21 protein-coding genes and 1 pseudogene are annotated in these 19,332 nt (G+C 58.9%); 15 read left to right on the top strand and 7 right to left on the bottom strand.

The window, feature by feature from the left end:
* The first annotated feature begins 3 nt into the window (after positions 1-3).
* Positions 4-876 carry a flagellar motor stator protein MotA gene (gene motA / locus BMW74_RS07175; RefSeq protein ID WP_093415660.1) on the top strand — a complete coding sequence of 291 codons (873 nt, stop codon included), beginning with the start codon at positions 4-6 and terminating at the stop codon, positions 874-876.
* A complete protein-coding gene (locus BMW74_RS07170) occupies positions 873-1,826 on the top strand; it encodes an OmpA family protein (RefSeq protein ID WP_093415657.1) in 954 nt (317 codons plus the stop codon). The genes motA and BMW74_RS07170 overlap by 4 nt, the downstream gene beginning before the upstream one ends.
* A 45-nt stretch (positions 1,827-1,871) precedes the next feature.
* Here BMW74_RS07170 and BMW74_RS07165 read toward each other — a convergent pair whose 3' ends face one another.
* The 4 genes from BMW74_RS07165 to flgA all read right to left on the bottom strand — a co-directional run bounded on the left by BMW74_RS07165 (position 1,872) and on the right by flgA (position 5,440).
* Positions 1,872-2,345 (bottom strand): hypothetical protein, encoded by a 474-nt coding sequence (locus BMW74_RS07165; RefSeq protein ID WP_093415654.1) that lies wholly within the window; start codon positions 2,343-2,345, stop codon positions 1,872-1,874.
* Positions 2,342-3,250 (bottom strand): winged helix-turn-helix domain-containing protein, encoded by a 909-nt coding sequence (locus BMW74_RS07160; protein ID WP_256562540.1) that lies wholly within the window; start codon positions 3,248-3,250, stop codon positions 2,342-2,344. Before BMW74_RS07160 ends, BMW74_RS07165 begins: the two co-directional genes overlap by 4 nt.
* A 252-nt stretch (positions 3,251-3,502) precedes the next feature.
* Positions 3,503-4,384 carry a lateral flagellin LafA gene (gene lafA, locus BMW74_RS07155; protein ID WP_093415648.1) on the bottom strand — a complete coding sequence of 294 codons (882 nt, stop codon included), beginning with the start codon at positions 4,382-4,384 and terminating at the stop codon, positions 3,503-3,505.
* Positions 4,385-4,651: 267 nt separating this feature from the next.
* On the bottom strand, positions 4,652-5,440 hold the full coding sequence (gene flgA / locus BMW74_RS07150) for a flagellar basal body P-ring formation chaperone FlgA (protein WP_093415646.1): 789 nt from the start codon (positions 5,438-5,440) through the stop codon (positions 4,652-4,654).
* A gap of 99 nt (positions 5,441-5,539) precedes the next feature.
* Between flgA and flgB the strand changes: the two genes are divergently transcribed.
* The 13 genes from flgB to BMW74_RS07085 all read left to right on the top strand — a co-directional run bounded on the left by flgB (position 5,540) and on the right by BMW74_RS07085 (position 16,707).
* Positions 5,540-5,899, top strand: coding sequence for a flagellar basal body rod protein FlgB (flgB, locus tag BMW74_RS07145; RefSeq protein WP_093415643.1), 360 nt, complete (start codon positions 5,540-5,542; stop codon positions 5,897-5,899).
* Between the two features lie 3 nt (positions 5,900-5,902).
* Complete coding sequence (gene flgC, locus BMW74_RS07140; protein WP_093415641.1) at positions 5,903-6,331, top strand: flagellar basal body rod protein FlgC; 429 nt, start codon at positions 5,903-5,905, stop codon at positions 6,329-6,331.
* A complete protein-coding gene (flgD, locus tag BMW74_RS07135; protein WP_093415639.1) occupies positions 6,331-7,014 on the top strand; it encodes a flagellar hook assembly protein FlgD in 684 nt (227 codons plus the stop codon). Before flgC ends, flgD begins: the two co-directional genes overlap by 1 nt.
* A 48-nt stretch (positions 7,015-7,062) precedes the next feature.
* Positions 7,063-8,253: a flagellar hook protein FlgE gene (gene flgE / locus BMW74_RS07130; protein WP_093415637.1), complete on the top strand. Its 1,191-nt coding sequence runs from the start codon at positions 7,063-7,065 to the stop codon at positions 8,251-8,253.
* Between the two features lie 9 nt (positions 8,254-8,262).
* On the top strand, positions 8,263-8,991 hold the full coding sequence (locus BMW74_RS07125; RefSeq protein ID WP_093415635.1) for a flagellar basal body rod protein FlgF: 729 nt from the start codon (positions 8,263-8,265) through the stop codon (positions 8,989-8,991).
* A 14-nt stretch (positions 8,992-9,005) separates the two neighbouring features.
* Positions 9,006-9,791 carry a flagellar basal-body rod protein FlgG gene (gene flgG, locus BMW74_RS07120; RefSeq protein ID WP_093415633.1) on the top strand — a complete coding sequence of 262 codons (786 nt, stop codon included), beginning with the start codon at positions 9,006-9,008 and terminating at the stop codon, positions 9,789-9,791.
* Positions 9,792-9,799: 8 nt separating this feature from the next.
* Positions 9,800-10,462, top strand: coding sequence for a flagellar basal body L-ring protein FlgH (gene flgH / locus BMW74_RS07115; RefSeq protein ID WP_175479162.1), 663 nt, complete (start codon positions 9,800-9,802; stop codon positions 10,460-10,462).
* Between the two features lie 12 nt (positions 10,463-10,474).
* On the top strand, positions 10,475-11,578 hold the full coding sequence (locus BMW74_RS07110; RefSeq protein WP_093415631.1) for a flagellar basal body P-ring protein FlgI: 1,104 nt from the start codon (positions 10,475-10,477) through the stop codon (positions 11,576-11,578).
* A 14-nt stretch (positions 11,579-11,592) separates the two neighbouring features.
* On the top strand, positions 11,593-12,795 hold the full coding sequence (locus BMW74_RS07105) for a transglycosylase SLT domain-containing protein (protein ID WP_093415629.1): 1,203 nt from the start codon (positions 11,593-11,595) through the stop codon (positions 12,793-12,795).
* Positions 12,792-14,159 (top strand): flagellar hook-associated protein FlgK, encoded by a 1,368-nt coding sequence (gene flgK, locus BMW74_RS07100; RefSeq protein WP_093415627.1) that lies wholly within the window; start codon positions 12,792-12,794, stop codon positions 14,157-14,159. The genes BMW74_RS07105 and flgK overlap by 4 nt, the downstream gene beginning before the upstream one ends.
* Positions 14,160-14,201: 42 nt before the next feature.
* Positions 14,202-15,113, top strand: a complete 912-nt coding sequence (gene flgL / locus BMW74_RS07095) for a flagellar hook-associated protein FlgL (protein WP_093415625.1) — start codon at positions 14,202-14,204, stop codon at positions 15,111-15,113.
* Between the two features lie 17 nt (positions 15,114-15,130).
* A complete protein-coding gene (locus BMW74_RS07090) occupies positions 15,131-16,171 on the top strand; it encodes a hypothetical protein (RefSeq protein WP_093415623.1) in 1,041 nt (346 codons plus the stop codon).
* A gap of 203 nt (positions 16,172-16,374) precedes the next feature.
* A complete protein-coding gene (locus tag BMW74_RS07085) occupies positions 16,375-16,707 on the top strand; it encodes a tryptophan synthase subunit beta (RefSeq protein WP_093415621.1) in 333 nt (110 codons plus the stop codon).
* A 98-nt stretch (positions 16,708-16,805) separates the two neighbouring features.
* Here BMW74_RS07085 and BMW74_RS25445 read toward each other — a convergent pair.
* From BMW74_RS25445 to BMW74_RS07070, 3 genes and pseudogenes are all read right to left on the bottom strand, one after another.
* Positions 16,806-16,982 (bottom strand): annotated as a pseudogene (locus BMW74_RS25445) (aspartyl beta-hydroxylase); the annotation flags it as partial.
* An 18-nt stretch (positions 16,983-17,000) separates the two neighbouring features.
* Positions 17,001-18,518 carry a TolC family protein gene (locus BMW74_RS07075; RefSeq protein WP_093415619.1) on the bottom strand — a complete coding sequence of 506 codons (1,518 nt, stop codon included), beginning with the start codon at positions 18,516-18,518 and terminating at the stop codon, positions 17,001-17,003.
* Between the two features lie 42 nt (positions 18,519-18,560).
* Positions 18,561-19,332, bottom strand: a 772-nt coding sequence (locus BMW74_RS07070) for an Ig-like domain-containing protein (protein WP_256562539.1), incomplete at its 5' end; no start/stop codon positions are given.

Below are 19,332 nucleotides of genomic sequence, written 5' to 3'. Positions count from 1 at the left end.
GTTGTGCAGAAGATAATTGGTTCCTTGTTCATTGTGGCCTGTGTGCTGGGCGGTTACGCCATGGCCAATGGGGATATGCGGGTGCTTTGGCAGCCGGCGGAGATGGTGATCATCCTCGGTGCGGGATTGGGCAGCCTGATTGTTGGCAATCCCAAGGAAGTGCTGCTGGAAATGTGTTCGCAAATCAAAGGTGTGTTCGTGTTGAAGCGCCGTGGCGAGGCGTTTCAACGGCAGTTGCTGATGCTGCTGTACGAACTGTTGGAAATGGTCGAAGCCGGTGGCCTCAAGGTGCTCGATGCACATATTGAAGAGCCGGAGCAGAGCGACCTGTTTGGCCGCTACCCGCTGATCCTGCAAGAAAAGAACCTGATGGCCTTTATTGCCGACAACTTCCGCCTGATGGCCATGGGCAAGATCAGCGCGCATGAGTTGGAGGGCTTTCTTGAGCAGGAGTTGGACGCCATGGAGCACGCGTTGCTACAGCCATCGCGCTCGCTGCACAAGATCGGCGAGGCCATGCCGGGCTTCGGTATTTTGGCGGCGATCATGGGCATCATCATCACCATGGGCAGCATCGGTGGTTCGGTGGCAGAAATCGGTGCACATGTGGCCGCTGCGCTGGTCGGTACCTTCCTGGGTATTTTCTTTTGCTACTGCCTGATGGATCCGTTGAGCAATGCCATGGCCCAGCGAGTGAAAACCGAGCTGTCGGCCCTGGAGTGTGTGCGTACCACCTTGGTCGCCCACGTGGCCGGCAAGCCGACGTTGTTGGCGGTCGATGCCGGGCGCAAGCTGATTGAACAGGACGTTAAACCGGCCTTCAAACAGCTGGAGACCTGGGTCAACCGCTATGAGGATGAAAGGGACGCAGCATGAGAAAGCGCGGCGATACAGGCCATGAAGTGATCATCCGGCGGCGCGCGAAAAAAAGCTCGCATGATGAGCATGGCGGTGCCTGGAAGGTGGCCTTCGCTGACTTCACCCTGGCGATGATGGCGTTGTTTATGGTGCTGTGGATCGTCAACCCGAAAACCGATGAGCGTCCGATTACCTCCGCGGATCGGCTAGCCAATCCGATGGTGGACGGCGGTGCCGGAGTATTCGATAACAGCAGTCGGGTGCCGACGCAGCTCGACGGCGTGCCCCTGAGGGCCAATCCAGAAGTTGAAAACAGCCCGATCAGCGAGACGCGTGAGCAGACACGAGATAGCGCAATAGCGACGAACGGCAAGCAGCACGTCAATTCACCTGCCGAGATGAAGCAGTTGGTCGCGCTGCTTGATGCACTGGCCAAGGAAACCGATGCGCTGACCAATCTTGAAGTGCAGGTGGTCCCCCAAGGGCTGCGCATCTTAATCAAGGATGACCAGCAACGGTTCATGTTCCAACGTGGCAGCGCCACGCTGACCGCGCATTTTCAGCGTGTGCTGAGCGGGCTGGCCGGGGTGCTGGCCAAGGTCGACAACAAGCTGATCATCAGCGGGCATACCGACGCGACGCCCTATAAGCACAAGGCCGGCTACAACAACTGGAACCTCTCGGGTGATCGAGCCTTGCGCGCGCGCAATGTGATGGTTGACGCGGGTTTACCCGCAGCGGGGGTGTTGCAGGTCAGCGCGCAGGCCGATGTCATGCCGTTACGTGCAGATGAGCCGCAACACGGTGCCAATCGCCGTATCGAGATCCTCCTGCTGACCAGCCAGGCTGAATCCCTGTACCGTGAGTTGTTCGGTGAGCACAACGGGCGGGCGGATTATTCCGTGCAGGGCAGTGAGTACGTGAACCCGCAAGCGCCCACTCCAGCGCCCCCTGTTCAAGCACTCTGAGTGCCGGTGGGCGTGACGGGAAATGGGCGCTTGGCCGTAGCGGCTTTACAGCGATTCTGCAGTATTGACCGCACAATAAATCTGGCGTGTTTCCAGTCCGTACAAGCACTCGTGGATCGGCACCAGGTTGATGCTCGAACCCTTTTGTCGACCATATAACAAGTTAAACACTTGTTCGTCGTCAGACTCTTCGGTGAGACCTATCAGCTCACCCTTTTCGACGAGTAAGCGGTAGCGCCCGAAAAAGCCGTATTCGATGCTGCCGCTGCTCGCCAGGATGCTGCTTCCTTGGCGAGTCATTGCATAAAAGCGGCCGTTGCTGAAGCGCACATTATGTGAAACGTCGATGACGTGACCGTTACGCAGTTGCATCTGGCCGCTGGAGCTGTAGCGGCCCTCCAGTTTGGCGCCGGGCTTAAAGTTCAACCAGAGTGTCCCCAAGACCAATAGCAGCAGGGCCAGGCCGCCGCTCAGCAACAGACTGCGCCGGCTGGCCTTGAGTCGCCGGTAAAGAGTCATTGTAAACATGCCTGGAGCTGCTCATCAGCGATCATGTCCAGTTGTTTTTGGTGGAACATCAGTGATTTGAAACCTTTATCAGCCTGCAGGCAGAGCACTTCGTAGTAGCCTGCGCTCATCCCGACGATCAGTTGATAGGGTTTTTGGCTCAGCGTTGCGATGCGCTTATGCAGCGTTTCCGTCTGCTTGATCAGGCGTTCTAGCATGTGTTGATCCTGATGGATGTACATGATGTCGCTGTTTCCGGCGCTCACGTGTTGCGTGGCCATTTTGAGCGGCAAGCTGCTCAGGTAGTAATAGCCCAGCATCGCCAGGCTGATCGCCAGGGTAATCAACACGCTGCGTTTACTCGTTAGCAGCCGCGCGAGTGTGCGGCCAGCGGGTGCCGCGGCTGGAGCACCGTCGCTGTCAATGGGGGCGGATTGGCCCATCATCAGGTAGTTAGGATTGAACATGTAGCCACGGCGCGGCAGGGTTTGGATGATATCGCGACTTTTCTCGTCGCCGAGCACCTGGCGCAATGTGTAGATCTGTTGGTTAAGGCTGCCCTGGCCGACTACCCGATCAGCCCAGGCATAGCTCATCAGGTCTTCGCGGGTCACCACTTCTCCCGGGTTTTGTAGCAGGCGCTCTAACAGGCGGCTACCGGAGAACCCGAGGTCGATTTTTTCCTCGTGGGCACCGTTGAGCAGCATCAGCTGGTAAAGCGACGGGTAGAAGTGGGCATGGCAATCAGCGCGTCCGGTTTTGATAACCAGACAGGAGAAGCTCGATCCGCCATCCGCTGCGTGACTGTGTGTTGCTGTATTCATGTATTTCGTAGCAATAGGGGTAAGTCCGTTAGGAACGATTACCGTGGCGGCCCAAGGGTGGCAATATTTTGGCGTCATAATATGGATGGGCAAGATTTGTTCCACTTCGAGCACAAGGGTTCAAAACTTTTCCCGTAGGCGATTGTCGCCTGAGCTGTTCATCTCTGGCTGCCCGCTGCTGGCGCACTCTGTCTCGGCAGTCTGTGGGGGGTTGTGCCGGTATTTTTTTCAGTGCTCAGTCGTTAAACATATGAAAGCGCCTGCTTTTTCGCAGGCAACAAAAAACGCCCCATGGGGGCGTTTTTTGTTCGGCGCAAACAGTTGCGCCGGATCACGCTACCAGGCTTAGCCCAGCAGGGACATAACCATGCCTGGCATTTGGCCGGCTTGCTTGAGCATGGAGATGCCCGACTGCACCAGCATGCTGTTTTTGGTCATGGTGGCCGATTCAGAAGCGAAGTCGGCATCCATGATACGGCCCTTGGCCATTTCAGTGTTGTCGCGCATGTTGGCCAGGTTGTTGGCAGTGTGGTTCAGACGGTTGATGTTGGCACCGAACTGAGCGCGCAGGGCACCGATATCGTCCAGCGCAGTCGCCAGGGTATCAATCATGGTGCTTGCGCCGGCAGCGCTTGCGATTTCAGTACCGGTGGCTGCGGCGGCAACGTCGTAGTTAGCCGACAAGCCGTCAAGGGAAGTGCCCAGTGCTTCGGAGGCAGCGGTAACGTCCATCGACAGTTTTTCAGCGGTCGTTGCGCCGATCTGGAAATCTACCGCAGCAGCGCCAAACGTACCGGTTTTGCCGTCCAACCCGAACAGGGCAGCGCCTGCGTAGGTGGTGTTGGTCATGATGTTGCCGAGTTCTTTACCCAGCTCGTCGTATTCTGCTTGCAGAGCGTCACGGTCTTCCTGGGCGTTGGTGCCGTTGGAGGACTGAGTGGCCAGGTCCTTCATGCGCTGGACGATATCGGTCATCTCGCTGAACGCGCCTTCGGCGGTCTGCAGCATCGACACGGCATCGTTGGTGTTGCGCATGGCAACGGCCATACCACGGGACTGGGCGTTCAGACGTGTAGCGATCTGCAGGCCGGCGGCATCGTCAGCGGCGCTGTTGATACGCAGGCCAGTGCCCAGACGCTGCTGGTTGGTGCCCAGGGCGTTGTTGGTCTTGCCCAGGTTGGTCTGGGTGATCAGCGAGGAGTAGTTGGTATGAATCGACAGAGCCATGAGAGTGATCCTTCGTGCAAGTGAGCGTGAGTGACGCTGGCGGTTATTGCCTGCTGAAAGGGTAAGGCGACCGACTTTTGACGGCGCTTAAATGGCGTTCGATTAATTTTTTGCAACCACTCGGTAACGGGCGGGCTAATCGGCTGGCGCGGTGGGATGGCAGTAGGGGGAAGGCGGTTATCGCCGGGTGTGGTCGTGATGTGCGGTTGTGGGTGGCCGCCGCTCACGCACACGGGCCCAGCCACTGGCTGGGCCCGTGGCGGTAGGCTAGCGAAAGGTGCTGGTGACCACGCCAGCTTCCAGCACTTTGCTTTCGATCGTTTTGCCGCTGCTGAGATTCTTTACGCGGATAACGGCTTGCTGGCCGCCACTCTCCAGCGCCTCACCCAGTGTGGTGGCGCTAATGCCGTCGTGGCTGGCGAGGATTTTCACCTGTTGCCCGCGCCGCACCAGTAATGGCATGGCCAGCACGTTGGGGCTGAGTGCCTGGTTGGCGCGAATGCGCCGTTTGGCCCCCATGCCAACCACTTGGTCGATACGGTTGAAGAAGCCGCGTGGCGCTTTGCCAATATCGAGCTCTTGCAGGGTGAGTTGCTCGGCACTGATGGTATGCCCGCGCTCGATCGCTTGGTTGGCAAACACGACGGGGAGAAAGAGACTCACTTGGCTGCTGACCACCGTGCTCCAACCGGGCTGGTCGTTGCAGCTAATGGTCAGGCGTTGCCGGGCCAGCGGCGAGCCACGGTCACCGCTGACTGTCGGGGAGTGGTTGCAGGCGGGCAATTGCGCAAGGCTATTGAGCGGGCTGCTGTCATGGCTAAAGCGCTGGCCTTGCCAGCCCTGCTTCGCCGCCTCGGCTGCAATCACCTGGGTTAAGTGCCGGGTGACGGCCTGATCGATTTGCTGGCTTGCGCTGGGGGCGGCCACGAGAACAGTGGGGAGCAGGCCTGCGCACAGCAGCAGTGTCCGGCACGCGGAAAAACAGCTTCCGCCTGTTTCCCGGGCGCGCGCCAAAAGCGGAAGCGACGCGGTGCCATGGAGCTTTTCTATTCTCATAAAATTCAATTAAATCAATGATGTATGAGTCCTTGCCAAGTTGGGCATGGTTTGTGCTCTTGCACAGTCATGCTGAACCTTGGTTAAGGGTATTGGGTTATGAGTATACGGATAGATGAGGCTTTGGGCGTTCATGCGCGAGCGCTGGAATTGCGTGTGCAGCGCAGCGAGATTCTCGCCGCCAACTTGGCCAACGAAGACACGCCGGGTTTCCAGGCGCGGGATATCGACTTCTCCGCCGAAATGCAGCGCCTGGACTCTGGCAATGCCACTGCGCTGTTTGCCTCGGCGCCGAACTTGCAATACCGGGTGGCCACGCAGGCCTCCCAGGACGGCAACACGGTTGAGCTGAGTGTCGAGCAGGCAGAGTTCTCCAAGAACGCGATGGATTTTCAAACCAGCCTGACGTTTCTCAACATGAAATTTCAAGGTTTCAAGCAAGCCATCGAGGGACGTTAAGCCATGTCATTTGATTCGATTTACCGCATTGCCGGCTCCTCGATGAACGCGCAAACCGTGCGCCTGAATACCGTGGCCAGCAACCTGGCCAACGCGGACTCTGCCGCTGCACGGCCCGAGGATGTGTACGCGGCACGCAAGCCCGTGTTTGCCGCCGTGTATGGCAATGACCAACTCACCCGTGGTGTCGGCATGGGCGGCGCGCATGTGCAGGTGCTGGACGTGGTCACCGCCGGACGCGAACCGCAGCGACGCTATGAGCCGGATAACCCGTTGGCCAACCGTGACGGTTATGTGTTCTACGCCAACATCAATGAGATCGAAGAAATGACCGACATGATGTCCGCCAGCCGCAGCTTCGAGACCAGTGTCGAGGTGCTCAACCGGATCAAAGGTATGCAGCAAGGCCTGCTCAAGTTAGGAGAAGCCTGATGAGTGCGGTGAACAATAATACCCAGAATAAAACCGGCAACCCTTACGGCATTGATGAGGTGGTCAAGCAGAACGTCAATGTCAGTGACGCCACGCAACTGGAGAACAACTTCATCAGTTTGATGGTGGCGCAGATCCAGAACCAGGACCCGACCAAGCCGGTCGACAGCACCGAGTTTCTCAATCAGTTCTCGGCCATGTCTCAGGTCAAGAGCATGGAGAACATGACTCAACTGAGCAAAAGCAACCTGGTGTTGATGGACAACCTGCAAACCTTGACGGCAGCGGGGCTGGTTGGCCAGGAAGTGAAGGTCAAGGTGGAAAGCCTGCAACTGACGGACGAGCCGGTGCATGGGCAGGTCAACTTGGGCTTCGCCTCCGGCAAGACAGTGATGACCCTGACCGACAGTAATGGGGTGAAGACCGAGGTGTCGTTGGGGGCGCAGCCGGCCGGGCCGCTGGCCTTTGACGTGGACCCGACAGCCCTGGGCTTGGCACCCGGCAAGTACAAGGTCGAGGTCAGCAGTGACAGTGGCGAGTTCCCGACTGTCGAGGTGGCCGGGTTGGTCAGCCATGTCCGGGTCAGCGCAGAAGGCCCGGTGCTGGAAGTTAAAGGTGCCGGTTCAGTGCCGTTCTACAACATCACCGAATTTGGTCAGGGCCAGTTGGCTGGACTGCTCTAGTTCGCATTGCGTTTGACTCTTTTCCGACTTGCACAAGGTTAATACACCATGAGTTTCAATATCGCCCTGACGGGCCTCAGCGCCGTGACCGAACAACTGAACGCCATCAGTAATAACATCGCCAACGTCGGCACCACAGGCTTTAAGTCGTCACGCACGGAGTTCGGCAGTGTGTATGCCGACAGTCAGGCCATGGGCGTGGAAGTGCTTGGGCTGACGCAAAGCATCACTCAGGGTGGCTCGCTGGTGTCGACCGGGCGCAGCCTGGACCTGGCCATCTCCGGCGGTGGCTTCTTCGTGACCCGTAATACGACCGGCGACCTCAGCTACACCCGCGCCGGGGTGTTCGGCGCGGACAAGGACAACATCATAGTTAACGCCGCCGGCCAGCGCTTGCAGGGCTATCCAGTGGGCGCTACGGGCAACTTGCAGGTGGGTAATGTCGGTGACCTGAAGTTGCAGAGCGCCAACTTGCCAGCCAAGGCGAGTGACACTTTATCGTTCGTGATGAACCTGGATTCCAATGAAAAAGTCCCGGCAGTTGCGGTGTTTGATCCCAAGGACGCCAACTCCTTCAACTCCACCTACACCACCAAGGTGTTTGACTCCCAAGGCCGTGAACACACGCTGACCCAGTACTTCGTGAAGACCGCCGATAACGAATGGGACGCCCACTATTTTTCAGACGGCGCCGCAGTCGGCGGGCCGGAGAAGTTGAGCTTCGGCACCAATGGCGCCCTGGCCACCCCGATTGCTGCAGTGACGTTGAACTATGGCTTGGGTGCCGGGGTTGACCCGATGACCATCGCACTCGACTACAGCGGCAGCAGCCAGTACGGCTCGGATTTTGTGGTGACTACCAACCGTGCCTCCGGCTATTCCGCCGGCGAACAGACAGGGCTGGCGGTGGAAAAAGACGGCATGGTCTACGCCAACTACAGCAACGGCCAGCGCATGCTGCAGGGTCAGGTGGTGTTGGCCAGTTTCGTCAATGCGGGTGGCCTGAAGAACGAAAATGGTACCGCCTGGAGCGAAACGTCCGAGTCCGGCGGAGCCTTGATCGGCGCGCCAGGTGTGGGTTCTTTGGGGGCCTTGAGCGCCGGTGCGCTGGAGAACTCCAACGTCGACTTGACTCAGCAGTTGGTGGGCTTGATGGAAGGGCAGCGCAACTACCAAGCCAACACCAAGGTGCTGTCGACCGATAAAGAGATGACCCAAATTCTGTTCGGCGCGATCTGAGGCTAATCCATGGACCGTTTGGGATACACGGCGATGACCGCCGCGAGCCGCACCATGACCTCGTTGCAGGTGCGTGCTAACAACCTGGCTAACGCCAATACGCCGGGCTATCGCGCCGATCTGGAGCAGTCCAAGGCCGTTGCCGTAAAAGGCTATGGCTACGACAGTCGGCACCTTGCTCTGGCGCAGGGCAATGGCGTCAGCCTGGCCAGCGGAACGCTGATGGAGACCGGACGGAGTCTTGACTTCGCCATCAAGGGCCAGGGCCTGATCGCTCTGCAAGGGCCGGAAGGCGAGGTCTACACCCGCAACGGCAACATGCAGGTGGATGCCGACTTGAACCTGACGGTCAATGGCCGGCCGGTGCTGGGCGAGGACGGACCGATTGTGCTGCCCGAGTACGACAGCCTTCATATTGGCTCTGATGGTCTGGTTTCGGTGATGCCGCGTGGTGATTACCTCATGGCTGAAGTCGGTCGGATCAAGCTCGTCGACGTACCCGCGGCGCAGTTGCAAAAAAATGAAAGCGGCCTACTGGTGACCAAGACTGGCGAGCCTGCTGCCGTTAATGACGAAGTGGTGCTGGTGTCCGGGCATCTGGAAACCAGCAACGTCTCGGCGATTGATCAGTTGGTGGCGACCATGAGTCTGAACCGCCTGTTCGAGACCCAGGTAAAAATGATGAAGGCTGCCGAGGATTTATCCGAGGCGGGTAATCGCATGATTCGCGGCAGCTAAGAGAGGAGCACGTTATGAGTTCAGCATTGTGGGTCAGCAAAACGGGTCTGGCCGCCCAGGACAAGGCCATGACGGCCGTGGCCAACAACCTGGCCAACGTTAACACCACGGGCTTCAAGAGCGACCGTGTGGTGTTTGAGGACTTGTTCTATGCCATCGAGTTGCAGCCCGGTGCGCAGGCCGATCAGGTCAATACGGTGCCTTCGGGTATCCAACTGGGCAGTGGTGTTCGTGTTGCCGGCACGCAGAAGGTGTTTACCGAAGGCAGCAGTCAGACCACAGGCCAGCCGATGGATCTGGCGATTATCGGCAGTGGTTTCTTTCAAGTGGAGTCGGCCAATGGTGACACCTATTACACCGAAAGCGGCCAGTTGCAGCTCAATGCCGAAGGGGTAGTGGTCAACGCGCAAGGACTGCCGCTGGTGCCGGGTATCGAAGTGCCGGCCGGCAGCCGCAGCTTCACCGTCGGCAGCGACGGTATCATCACCGCCGTGTTGCCGGGTGACACCGTGCCTGTCGAGCTGGGTCAGATCACCTTGGCCAATTTCACCAACCCGGCCGGCCTTGAAGCGCTGGGCGGCAACCTGTACCGGGAAACGGTCGCCAGTGGCGAGCCGGTTGAAGGCGTGCCGGGTGAAGATGGCCTGGGCGTCATCAAGCAAGGTGTGCTGGAAGGGTCCAACGTGCAGGTGGTCGAAGCCATGGTCAACATGATCGCCATCCAACGTGCCTACGAGGCCAATGCCAAGGTGCTGGACGCATCGTCCGGCATGCTGCAATTCCTCAATCAGACCGTTTGAGTCAGTTGATGCGTAGTTTATTTCTGCTGCTTTCACTGGCGCTGCTGAGCGGTTGCGCCAGTTTCAACGAGATGCTCCCCGACGAGGACTCCAGCACCTATGAGCCGTTGGAGCTGAGCTACGATCTGCCGCCGACCAGCGGCGGAGGGGTTTATCGTTCCGGTTACAGTAGTTCGTTGTTCAGTGATCGGCGAGCGCTGCGCGTGGGCGATATCCTGACCATCGTGCTGGATGAGTCGACCCAGTCGAGCAAGAGCGCTGGCACCAGCTTTGGCAAGAACGCGAGCATTGGTGTCGGCGTGCCCACTGTGCTGGGCAATACCTACCCTGACCTGGAGACCTCGGCCAACGCCGGACGGGACTTCAAAGGCTCGGCGAAAAGCTCCCAGCAAAACACCTTGCGCGGCTCGATTGCGGTGACCGTACACAAGGTACTGCCGGGCGGCACCTTGCTGGTCAAGGGCGAAAAGGCCCTGCGTCTCAACCAGGGCGATGAATTCATCCGCCTGACGGGGCTGGTGCGCCGCGATGACATCACCAGCAACAACCAGGTGTCCTCGCAGAATGTTGCCAATGCACGTATCTCATACGCCGGTCGCGGCGTACTCAATGACAGCAACTCGGCCGGTTGGCTGACACGCTTTTTCACTCACTCGTTGTTTCCTTTGTAAGTGGAGAGCGGCATGCGTCGATTTTTCAACGTGCTGTGCGCCGGTGCTCTGGTGGCGTGTACGCTGCCCGCTGGGGCGGTGCCGATGCTGGACCTGGTCGATATTGAAGGGATTCGCGGCAACCAGTTGATCGGTTACGGTCTGGTGGTTGGCCTGGATGGCAGCGGTGACAAGAATCAGGTCAAGTTCACCAATCAGTCGGTGGTCAATATGATCAAGCAGTTCGGCGTCAATTTGCCGCCGAACATGGACCCCAAGCTGAAGAACGTGGCCGCAGTCAGCGTGACCGCGACCATGCCGACCTCCTACAGCGCCGGGCAAACCGTGGATGTCGTGGTGTCTTCGTTGGGCGACGCGAAAAGTCTGCGGGGTGGCCAGTTGCTGCTGACCCCGCTGTTGGGGGTCGATGGTGAGACCTATGCCCTTGCCCAGGGTGCGTTGGTGGTCGGCGGTTTGAATGCGCAGGGCAGCAGCGGCTCCAGTGTGGCAATCAATACGGCCAACGGTGGGCGGATTCCCAATGGCGCAACCGTCGAACGGATGATTCCCAGCGACTTTCTCACGCGTGACGACGTCATGCTCAACTTGCGCACGCCAAGCTTTCAGACCGCCAGCCGCGTGGTGGATGCGGTCAACGCGCGTTTCGGCAGCGGCACCGCGACCGCACTGAATGCCACCAAGGTGTCACTGCGCGCCCCGGTCTCCAGCAATCAACGAATTAGCTTTCTGGCAATGCTCGAAGCCGTGGAAGTCGTAGAAGGGCGCACCCGGCCCAAGGTGGTGTTCAACAGCCGTACCGGCACCGTGGTGGTTGGCCAGGGTGTGCGGGTGAAAGCGGCAGCCGTGGCCCACGGTACCTTGACCGTCACCATCAGCGAAAATCCGCAGGTGAGCCAACCAGGCGCATTCTCGGGTGGGCAAACGGCGGTGGTGCCGCGCTCCGACGTGAACGTGTCGCAGGAGGCCAATGCCATGTTCAAGTGGCCGGAGGGTGCCAGCTTGGAAAGCATCATCAACACCGTCAACAGCCTGGGGGCAACCCCGGACGATGTCATGAGCATCCTTCAATCATTGGAACAGGCTGGCGCACTGAGCGCCGAGCTGATCGTTATTTAAGCGCAGGCCGGTCCATGAGTATTGTTTCCCTGACACAGCAATTTAACAGCCATCGTGGCGCCGCTGACGGTGTGGGTTCCGCGCAGCGCACCGAGCTGACCGCCGCTGCCGAGCAGTTCGAGGCGTTGTTTCTGCAGCAAATCCTCAAGCAAATGCGCAAAGCCAGCGATGTGTTGGCGGCGGATAACCCGATGCGCAGCCGCGAGCTGGATACCATGCGCGATTTCTATGATGAAATCCTTGCCGAAACCCTCGCCGGCAAGAAGCAGACCGGCATTGCTAACCTGCTGGTGCAACAGTTGTCGGGTGATGCTGGGCAAAGCCAGAGTCTCGAACAGGCTGGCGCCCTGGCGCGAGGGGCTGAGTTGCCCACGCGCACGGCCAGTCTGAGCGAGCCGTTGCGCGGCACCTGGCAGCGCGGCATCGACAGCCTGAACAGCACCTGGCAGCGTGGTACCGCCGGCTTTAGTGCCTTGGTCGACCGGGTTATCCAGCATGAGTCAAGCGGACGGGTCGACGCCGTCTCGTCCAAGGGCGCCCTCGGCCTGATGCAGTTGATGCCCGGCACCGCCCGCGACATGGCTGCCGAACTGGGCGTACCGTTCAGCGAAGAACGCCTGACCCGTGATGCGGGCTACAACAAGCAACTGGGCAGTGCGTACTTGAACAAAATGCTGTCGCGTTACGACGGCGAGCCTGCCTTGGCGATTGCCGCTTACAACGCCGGGCCGGGCCGGGTTGACGAATGGCTGCAGCAACATGGCGATCCGCGTTCCGGCGAGATCAGCGTCACAGCCTGGATCAAGCGCATCCCGTTTCAGGAAACCCGTGACTACACCCACAACATCATGGGTGTTCAGCGCGCTGCGACCCCCAAGGCCGCGCCGCTTGAGCAACCACTTTCGATGCGGCCTGCTCAGCCTCTGACGCAGCCCTGGTCAACGGCGACCCAGATGCAGGTAGAGGCGGCCGCCAGTGCCAAGCAGGGGCTGATTATCGGCTCGGCGGCCAGCAAACAGCTGGTTGGCCAGACCCCATCGGACGCCATGGGCGGTGAGCAGCCGGTTGCGAGCGAGGTCCTGGGATTTAAGTCGGCTACCGATTCTGTCGCCTTGCCTCAGAGAACAGCTAATTCGGGTGGCCAAACACCCCACCAGAGCCACTCTGCGGCCTTTGCCCAGGTGATTCGGATTGAGCGCAAGGAGATTGAGTCATGAGCATCCTCAACCAGATTGCCTACAGTGGCGTACGGGCGGCCCAAATAGCCATCTCGACCACCGGGCAGAACATTGCCAACGTCAACACCCCGGGTTTCAGCCGCTTGAATACCGTGCTGGGCTCGTTGTCCGGTCAGGGCGGGCTGAGTATCGGTGGGGGCGTGGAGGTCACCAGCATCCGCCGCTTGTCCAATGACTTTCAGAACCAGCAGTTGTGGCGTGCCACCACTGAGCAGAACTATTACAACAACTCCCAGCAGTACCTGACCTCTCTGGAAGGGCTGATGGCCGGGGAAGGCTCGAGCATCAGCGTTGGCCTGGATCGCTTTTTTGCTGCGATCAGTGAGGCCAGCGCCTCGCCGAGCTCGATTGCCTTGCGCCAGCAGATCATCAGCGAAAGTAAAAACCTCAGTCAGCGCTTCAATGGTCTCAACAGCAACATCGACGCGCAGATCAATGCCCTGCATGAGCAGCGCTCGGCCATGGTCACCGAGGTCAATGGCCTGACCGCCAACATTGCCCTGCTCAACCAGAAAATTGTCGAAGCCCAATCGGTGGGCGGTGATACCTCCGCATTACGTGACCATCGCGAAGGCTTGGTTACCAGCCTCAGCCAGTATGCGTCCCTGCGTATCAACGAAGTTCCGGATGGTTCACTCAGTGTCGCCTTGGCCAATGGTCAGCCGCTGGTGGCCGGGACGACGGCTGGACAATTGCAGGTGACGAAGACCGTGACTGGCGAGCAAGAGATGGCCCTGGCCTTTGCCGGCACCAGCTTCCCGCTGAAACAAGACGGTTTTGGCGGAGCCTTCGGCGGTCTGTATGAGGTGGAGTACAACAACCTGCGGCCATCCCAGGATGCGCTACATGATATGGCCAGTGAGTTGGCCAAGATGATTAACGACACCTTGGCTACGGGTTTTGACCTGGCGGGCAATCCGGGGCGTGCCCTGTTTACCTACAACGCCTCCAGCACCAGCGGCATGTTGACCGTGACTGACCTGGCGCCCGAGGACCTGGCATTTTCTTCGGCCGCCGGTGAAACCGGTAACAACGAAGTACTGCTGGCGTTGTTACAGCTCAAAGGCCAGACCATCAATGTCGGCGGCAGCCGGGTGACCTTGAATGACGCCTACGCTGGATTGCTGGGCCAGGTGGCCAGCGCCAGCCGGCAAAATCAGGCAGACCTTAAGTCAGCCTCTGCTGTCACCCAGCAAGCACAGTCACAGCGTGACAGCGTCAGCGCGGTGAGCCTGGATGAGGAGGCGGTCAATCTGATGACCTATCAACAGGCTTACCAGGCCAACATGAAGGTCATCAGCACCGCCAATCAATTGTTCGACGAGATGCTCGCGTCATTCTGAACACCGCCCCGATAACCAGCAGATCGACGAGAGTCCAATACCATGCGGATTACCAACGCACAGACCACTGCCTTGATGCACAACTCGATGAACAACAGCTCAGCGCAGTTGGGTAAGCTGATGCAGCAGATGGCCACAAGCCAACGCATGATGTTGCCATCCGATGACCCGATCGCCAGTGTGCGGGTGCTGCGGGTGGAGCGCGAAGAAGCGAGCCTGGCACAGTTTCGCAGCAACATCGCCAACGTTTCCGGCAGTTTGTCGACTCAGGAAGCCAACCTGAAGTCTACTTCCGACTCGATGCTCAACGTGCGTGACCTGCTGTTGTGGGCGGCCAGCTCGAACACCAGTGAGGACCTGGCAGCCATTGCCGGTGAGTTGGAGAACATCGAGAAGACTATTCTGAGCTTCGCCAATGTGCGCGACGAAGAAGGACGCTACCTGTTTTCCGGAACCAAGAATGATGTGCCGGCGGTGACCTTCGACACAGCGACCAATACCTACACGATGACGGGGAACGATAAGCATCGCCAGGCGGCGGTCGCCAACGGCGTGCTGGTAGCAGAAAACGTCACGGCCATGGAAGTCTTCGGGCCGAACATGGACATGCTCAACGAGCTGCATGAGTTGGTGGCGCTTCTCAAGTCTCCGACGTTGGACAGCAGTGATCCCGCGGTGCGCCAGAAAGTGGTCGATACCATTGAGCAACTGGACCTGGCCCACGCCGGTGTTCTAGGTGCCGTGACCGAGTTGGGCGGTCGGCAAAACACCCTGGCCTTGCTAACCGACAGCAATGAGGAAGTTTCGCTGGTCAATCAGAAAATTAAAGGCGAGCTATCCGAGCTAGATTATGCCGGCGCCAGCATCGACCTCAACAACTACAAAATGTCACTGCAAGCCACGCAGAAGACCTACCTGAAAATCAATGACCTGTCATTGTTCGGTCTGCTTTAAGTTACGAGGGTAGCGTCATGAAAATCGATAAACAGCTACCTGTTACCACCACGCTGGACACGCGTGCCCGTGCTCAAACACAGCTGTCAGATGCGCCACTGACCTGGCGCCGGGTCCGGGAAAAAAGCAGCGCTGATGCCCAGCCGGTTGAGCGGCTGCTGGATAAAGGCTCGAGCTTTAATCTGCAGCTCAATCAGCAACTGTCTTCCATGCAATCGGCTGAGCGCTACCTGAGCACTGTGGCGGAGCATCTGTCTACCCTCAAGCTTTCGCTCAGCCGGCAGCTCAGTAGCGCTCAAACCAGTGGCGAACGCGACAAAGTCACGCACTCGTTACAGCAGTTGAACAGCCTGCTCGAACAGCGGGCAAAAGCGTCCGGCGAATCGCTGGATGCCAGCTTCAAACTGCGCCTCAACGAGCCCTTACGCAGCCGTTTCAACTGGCAAGGGCTTGAGTCGATCGACAGGGTGCAGCGCTCGGGCAAGGAGACCTTGCTGTTCAGCGCCGGTCGCCATCTGCCCGAGCCGGTGGCAGTGGTGCTCGATGATGACATGAGCCATGAACAGATCCTGCGGCGTTTTAACATCAGTCTGGGCCAGGTTGGCATTCGTGCCGAACTGAGTCAGGAAGGCGCCTTGAAGTTCTCCGCCCCGGAGCAGACATGGCAGCCGCTCAAGGAGCAGCTTAAGGTTCAGGGCGAGGACAAGTTGTTCGCCAAGAGTGCCTCTGCGCTGGTCAGCCAGGACGATGAGCTGCTCGACCTTCCGCTCACACTCGGCCAAAAAACAGTCAGCGAACTGCGTCAGTTGCTGGACTCCGTGATATCGGCGCTGGATCGAGTCAGTACGCTGCGCGAACAGATCAGCCAACGCCAGACGGATGTTCGCGAGTTTCTCGCACGCCAGGAAAGTCAGGATGAGAAACAATGGGCGCAGCGTTTTGCCGGTACGGTTTTCAGCTTGAATGGAGATAAATCAGCCGGCTACACGGTGATATCGCAAGCGGTAGTGGCGCAGTCCAATCTCAGCCGTTATGCCGTCGTCAGCCTGCTCTCATAAAGTGCGGGCTGCCCGCCTATCCATTCTGGGTGCTTCTGTGCACGCTGCTTAATCGAGCAATATGAGGCTCGCCCCCTACGCGATCACCAAGCTGCGAGAGGGGGGCGACGGGGGGATCCTGGTATCCTTCATAATGCTGCCGACAAAGAGGTATTTTTTAGGTTGCCGGCCGCGGCTCACTGATGCGGTCATGGGGAAAGTCTATGGTATATGTACAGCGCGATGATCATGGCCGCCTGCTACGAGTCGAGTATCAGCCCTTTGTGGGCATGACCGATCATCTGGCGGTAGCAAGTCCTGAATTGACGACCTGGTTGGACGCCAAAGAAGAGGTCCGGATACGCCTGATCAACCTCAACAACTCCGATCTTGAGTTGGTGCGCGTGCTCGAGGATGTGGTCAGTGTGCTGGTGGTGCGCGGCATCATTCAGTACACCGACCTGCCAGAGGCGGCCCGCATCAAACTGGATGAGCGGGCGCTGGCCCGTGCAGAGATTGAAGGTTTGAACAGCGTGCTGGAAAAAAGCAAGGTGTAACGCCTCTACTCCTCCCAAATCTCGTGCTCAAGCATTTCGAGCCACACACTGGGCCGGCAATCGAGAACACGTAGTAGACGCGCAGACACAACGTCCAGCGACAGATCAGTCAATGCATCAGTCGCCGAATTCAGCGCCACACCGCTCCAGTCGCCGGTGTAGCAGGCGCTGTTGAAATGACCGCGTCACTGGTCTTCGGCAATCGCCGCTAGTGCCTGCAGCAGCAACGGCAGATCCACCGTCACTGGCAAGCACGAGAACGCCGTCCGGCTCATCACTTTGGCAGCAGCAGCTTACTGGGCCTGAGCATGAGGCGACACTGGCACCGTAATGTTGCCCGACGCCCACGCAGCTTCACGATTGGCCAACGCTGTGGCGATAGACTGGACTTGGGTCGATTGCACCTCATCCGGCATCGGGTCGAGGCCGGCGCTGGCAAAGATCTGCCCATAAGCGTTACGCAGATCGGCGTAGGACAGGTCCCGACGCAAATCCGCCTGCAAGGTGTTCAGTTCCCCCTGGATCAGATCCAGTTCCCCGATACCCGCCGCTTGATGACGGTTACGCAACTGCCCAAGAATCTGCCCGTCGATGCTCGACAATTCCTGGTTGGTCTGGAACTGATGCATCGCTTCCTGATAGTTCGCGTTGGCCACGTAAAGCTGGGCCAGCACCGCAATGGACATCGCCTGGCGGCGTGCCTTGGCGACTTCTTCACCCGCTTTGGCCACGTCGATAGCGGCCGGTGCGGAGATCACGTTAAACAGGTTCCAGGTCAACTTCACCCCGTAGTCGGCCCACCTGTCGTTGACCAGAAACGAGTTGCTGTCGTAATGCCCACCGGCCGAAAACTCCAGGCCTGGCAATAACCGCAACATGGCTTTACGGGTTTCTGCGGTGCTGATACGGGTCTGGTAATCCTGCTCACGCAGCTCAGGACGACTGGCCAGGGCTTCCTGTTCCAAACTAGCCATGCCGACCTTCAACTGCGGAATCGCGTAGTCGTCCGGGGTGGCCAATTTCAGATCGGTGCCCATTGGCAAGTTGATCAGGGTTGCCAGTTCGGTTTTGGCCAGGGACAGCGCCCGACGCTGCTCTTGCAACTGACGAGTTGCCTTGATCAGTGAGCGCTGATAACCCAGCGCCACGACCGGATCGCCAATGCGTTGCTCGCTCATGCTCTGGCTGTTGGTGCGCGCGGTATCGACCCGCACCATCAGGCTGTCGATCTGCGTGAGCAGGCGTTCAGCCGCCACCGCTCGCCAATAGGCCGAACGCACGTCCTGGACAATGGTGTTGATCACCTTGCGCCGGCGTTCCTGAACGATCAGTCGCTGGTCCCCCTGCTGCTTGGCACTGATGTAACTGACACCAAAGTCGAGGACGTTCCAGACCATGGTCAAGTCAGCGACGTTACGATCACGGTCCTGGGAGGTCGACGATTCCAGGGATTGCGCGCCGGTGCGCACACTTTGGCTACTGGAGGCACTGACGTTGTTACGCCCGGCATAACCTGCGTCCAGGGCCATGCGTGGCAGCATGTCGAAACTGGCCAGATCGAGTTGGCGCTTGGCCAAAGCCTCTTCCATGATCTTGAGTCGGCCTTCGAGGTTGTATTTCACCGCGCGGGCCATGGCCTGGTGCAACGTCAGGGGGCCACTGAGAGGCTCTTGACCGGAGTACATGGTCTGCAGATCGCTTTTGGCGCGTTGCTCACTGACACTACGTTCAATCGGTTCGCTCTTGACTGCACATCCGCTGATCGCCAGCGCCAGCAGACTGGCACCGAATAACTTCTGACTTCTCTTCATCCTTGGATCGCCCCTGGGTGCCGCACAGATTTAGGTATGTTTTCAGGCCTGCATTTCGCTGATGCCAACCTTTTGCAACGCAGCGGCGAGGCTATTGACCTGCCGTTGTTCGGTGTCTTTAAGCTGTTGCAATTGCTGAACCAGACTTGGCGCGCCAAACACCCCACGCAGCCCTTGGGAAGCATCCCCGCCCCTGATTGAAAAATTGTCGAAAGCGCTCAACGAATCCTGTTCGGCGGCGGTTTCCTGACTGAACAGGGCCGACAACGTACTGGTGCCGAACACCCCACCGTCGCCACCGCCAAAACCGAGGCTGAAACCATCGCCAGTGTTATCGCGGCCGCCGAATACTTGAGCGATGAAACTCGGCGCCGGCGTCCCACGGTCGATGAAAATATCCGCCAGCGGCTGGATGCCATTACCGATGACTCGCTGTTCAAACAACGGGGTAAAGGTCAACGGCGAACCCAGACTTTCCGTGGCCGCGGCGAAGATAATCGGTTGCAATGGCACGCTCGCTTGATCGACCTGGACCACCGGCTGCGTAATAAGGAACTGGGGATCCGCCGGCACTAGCACAATCGGCGCAGGCGATACCGCCACGGTGTTGATCGCATAGCCATTCGATTGGCTGGTACCGCTGCCGGCGTTGCCCGAACCGTCACTGACACCCGCGACGTTCAGCGTGATCGCATTATTGGCGTTGATGATGTCGGCACTCGGCGTCAGCGTCGCGGTCCAGGTTTTGCCGCCGTCACTGCTCGACAGATTAGACAGCGTGCCGTTGGCGACGCTGACGTCGGACACGTCGAAA

This window comes from Pseudomonas sp. ok272 (genome assembly GCF_900109995.1).
Lineage (GTDB): Bacteria > Pseudomonadota > Gammaproteobacteria > Pseudomonadales > Pseudomonadaceae > Aquipseudomonas.
Note: the sequence above shows the minus strand (reverse complement) of the source record. Positions and strands in the feature narration are given on the sequence as shown.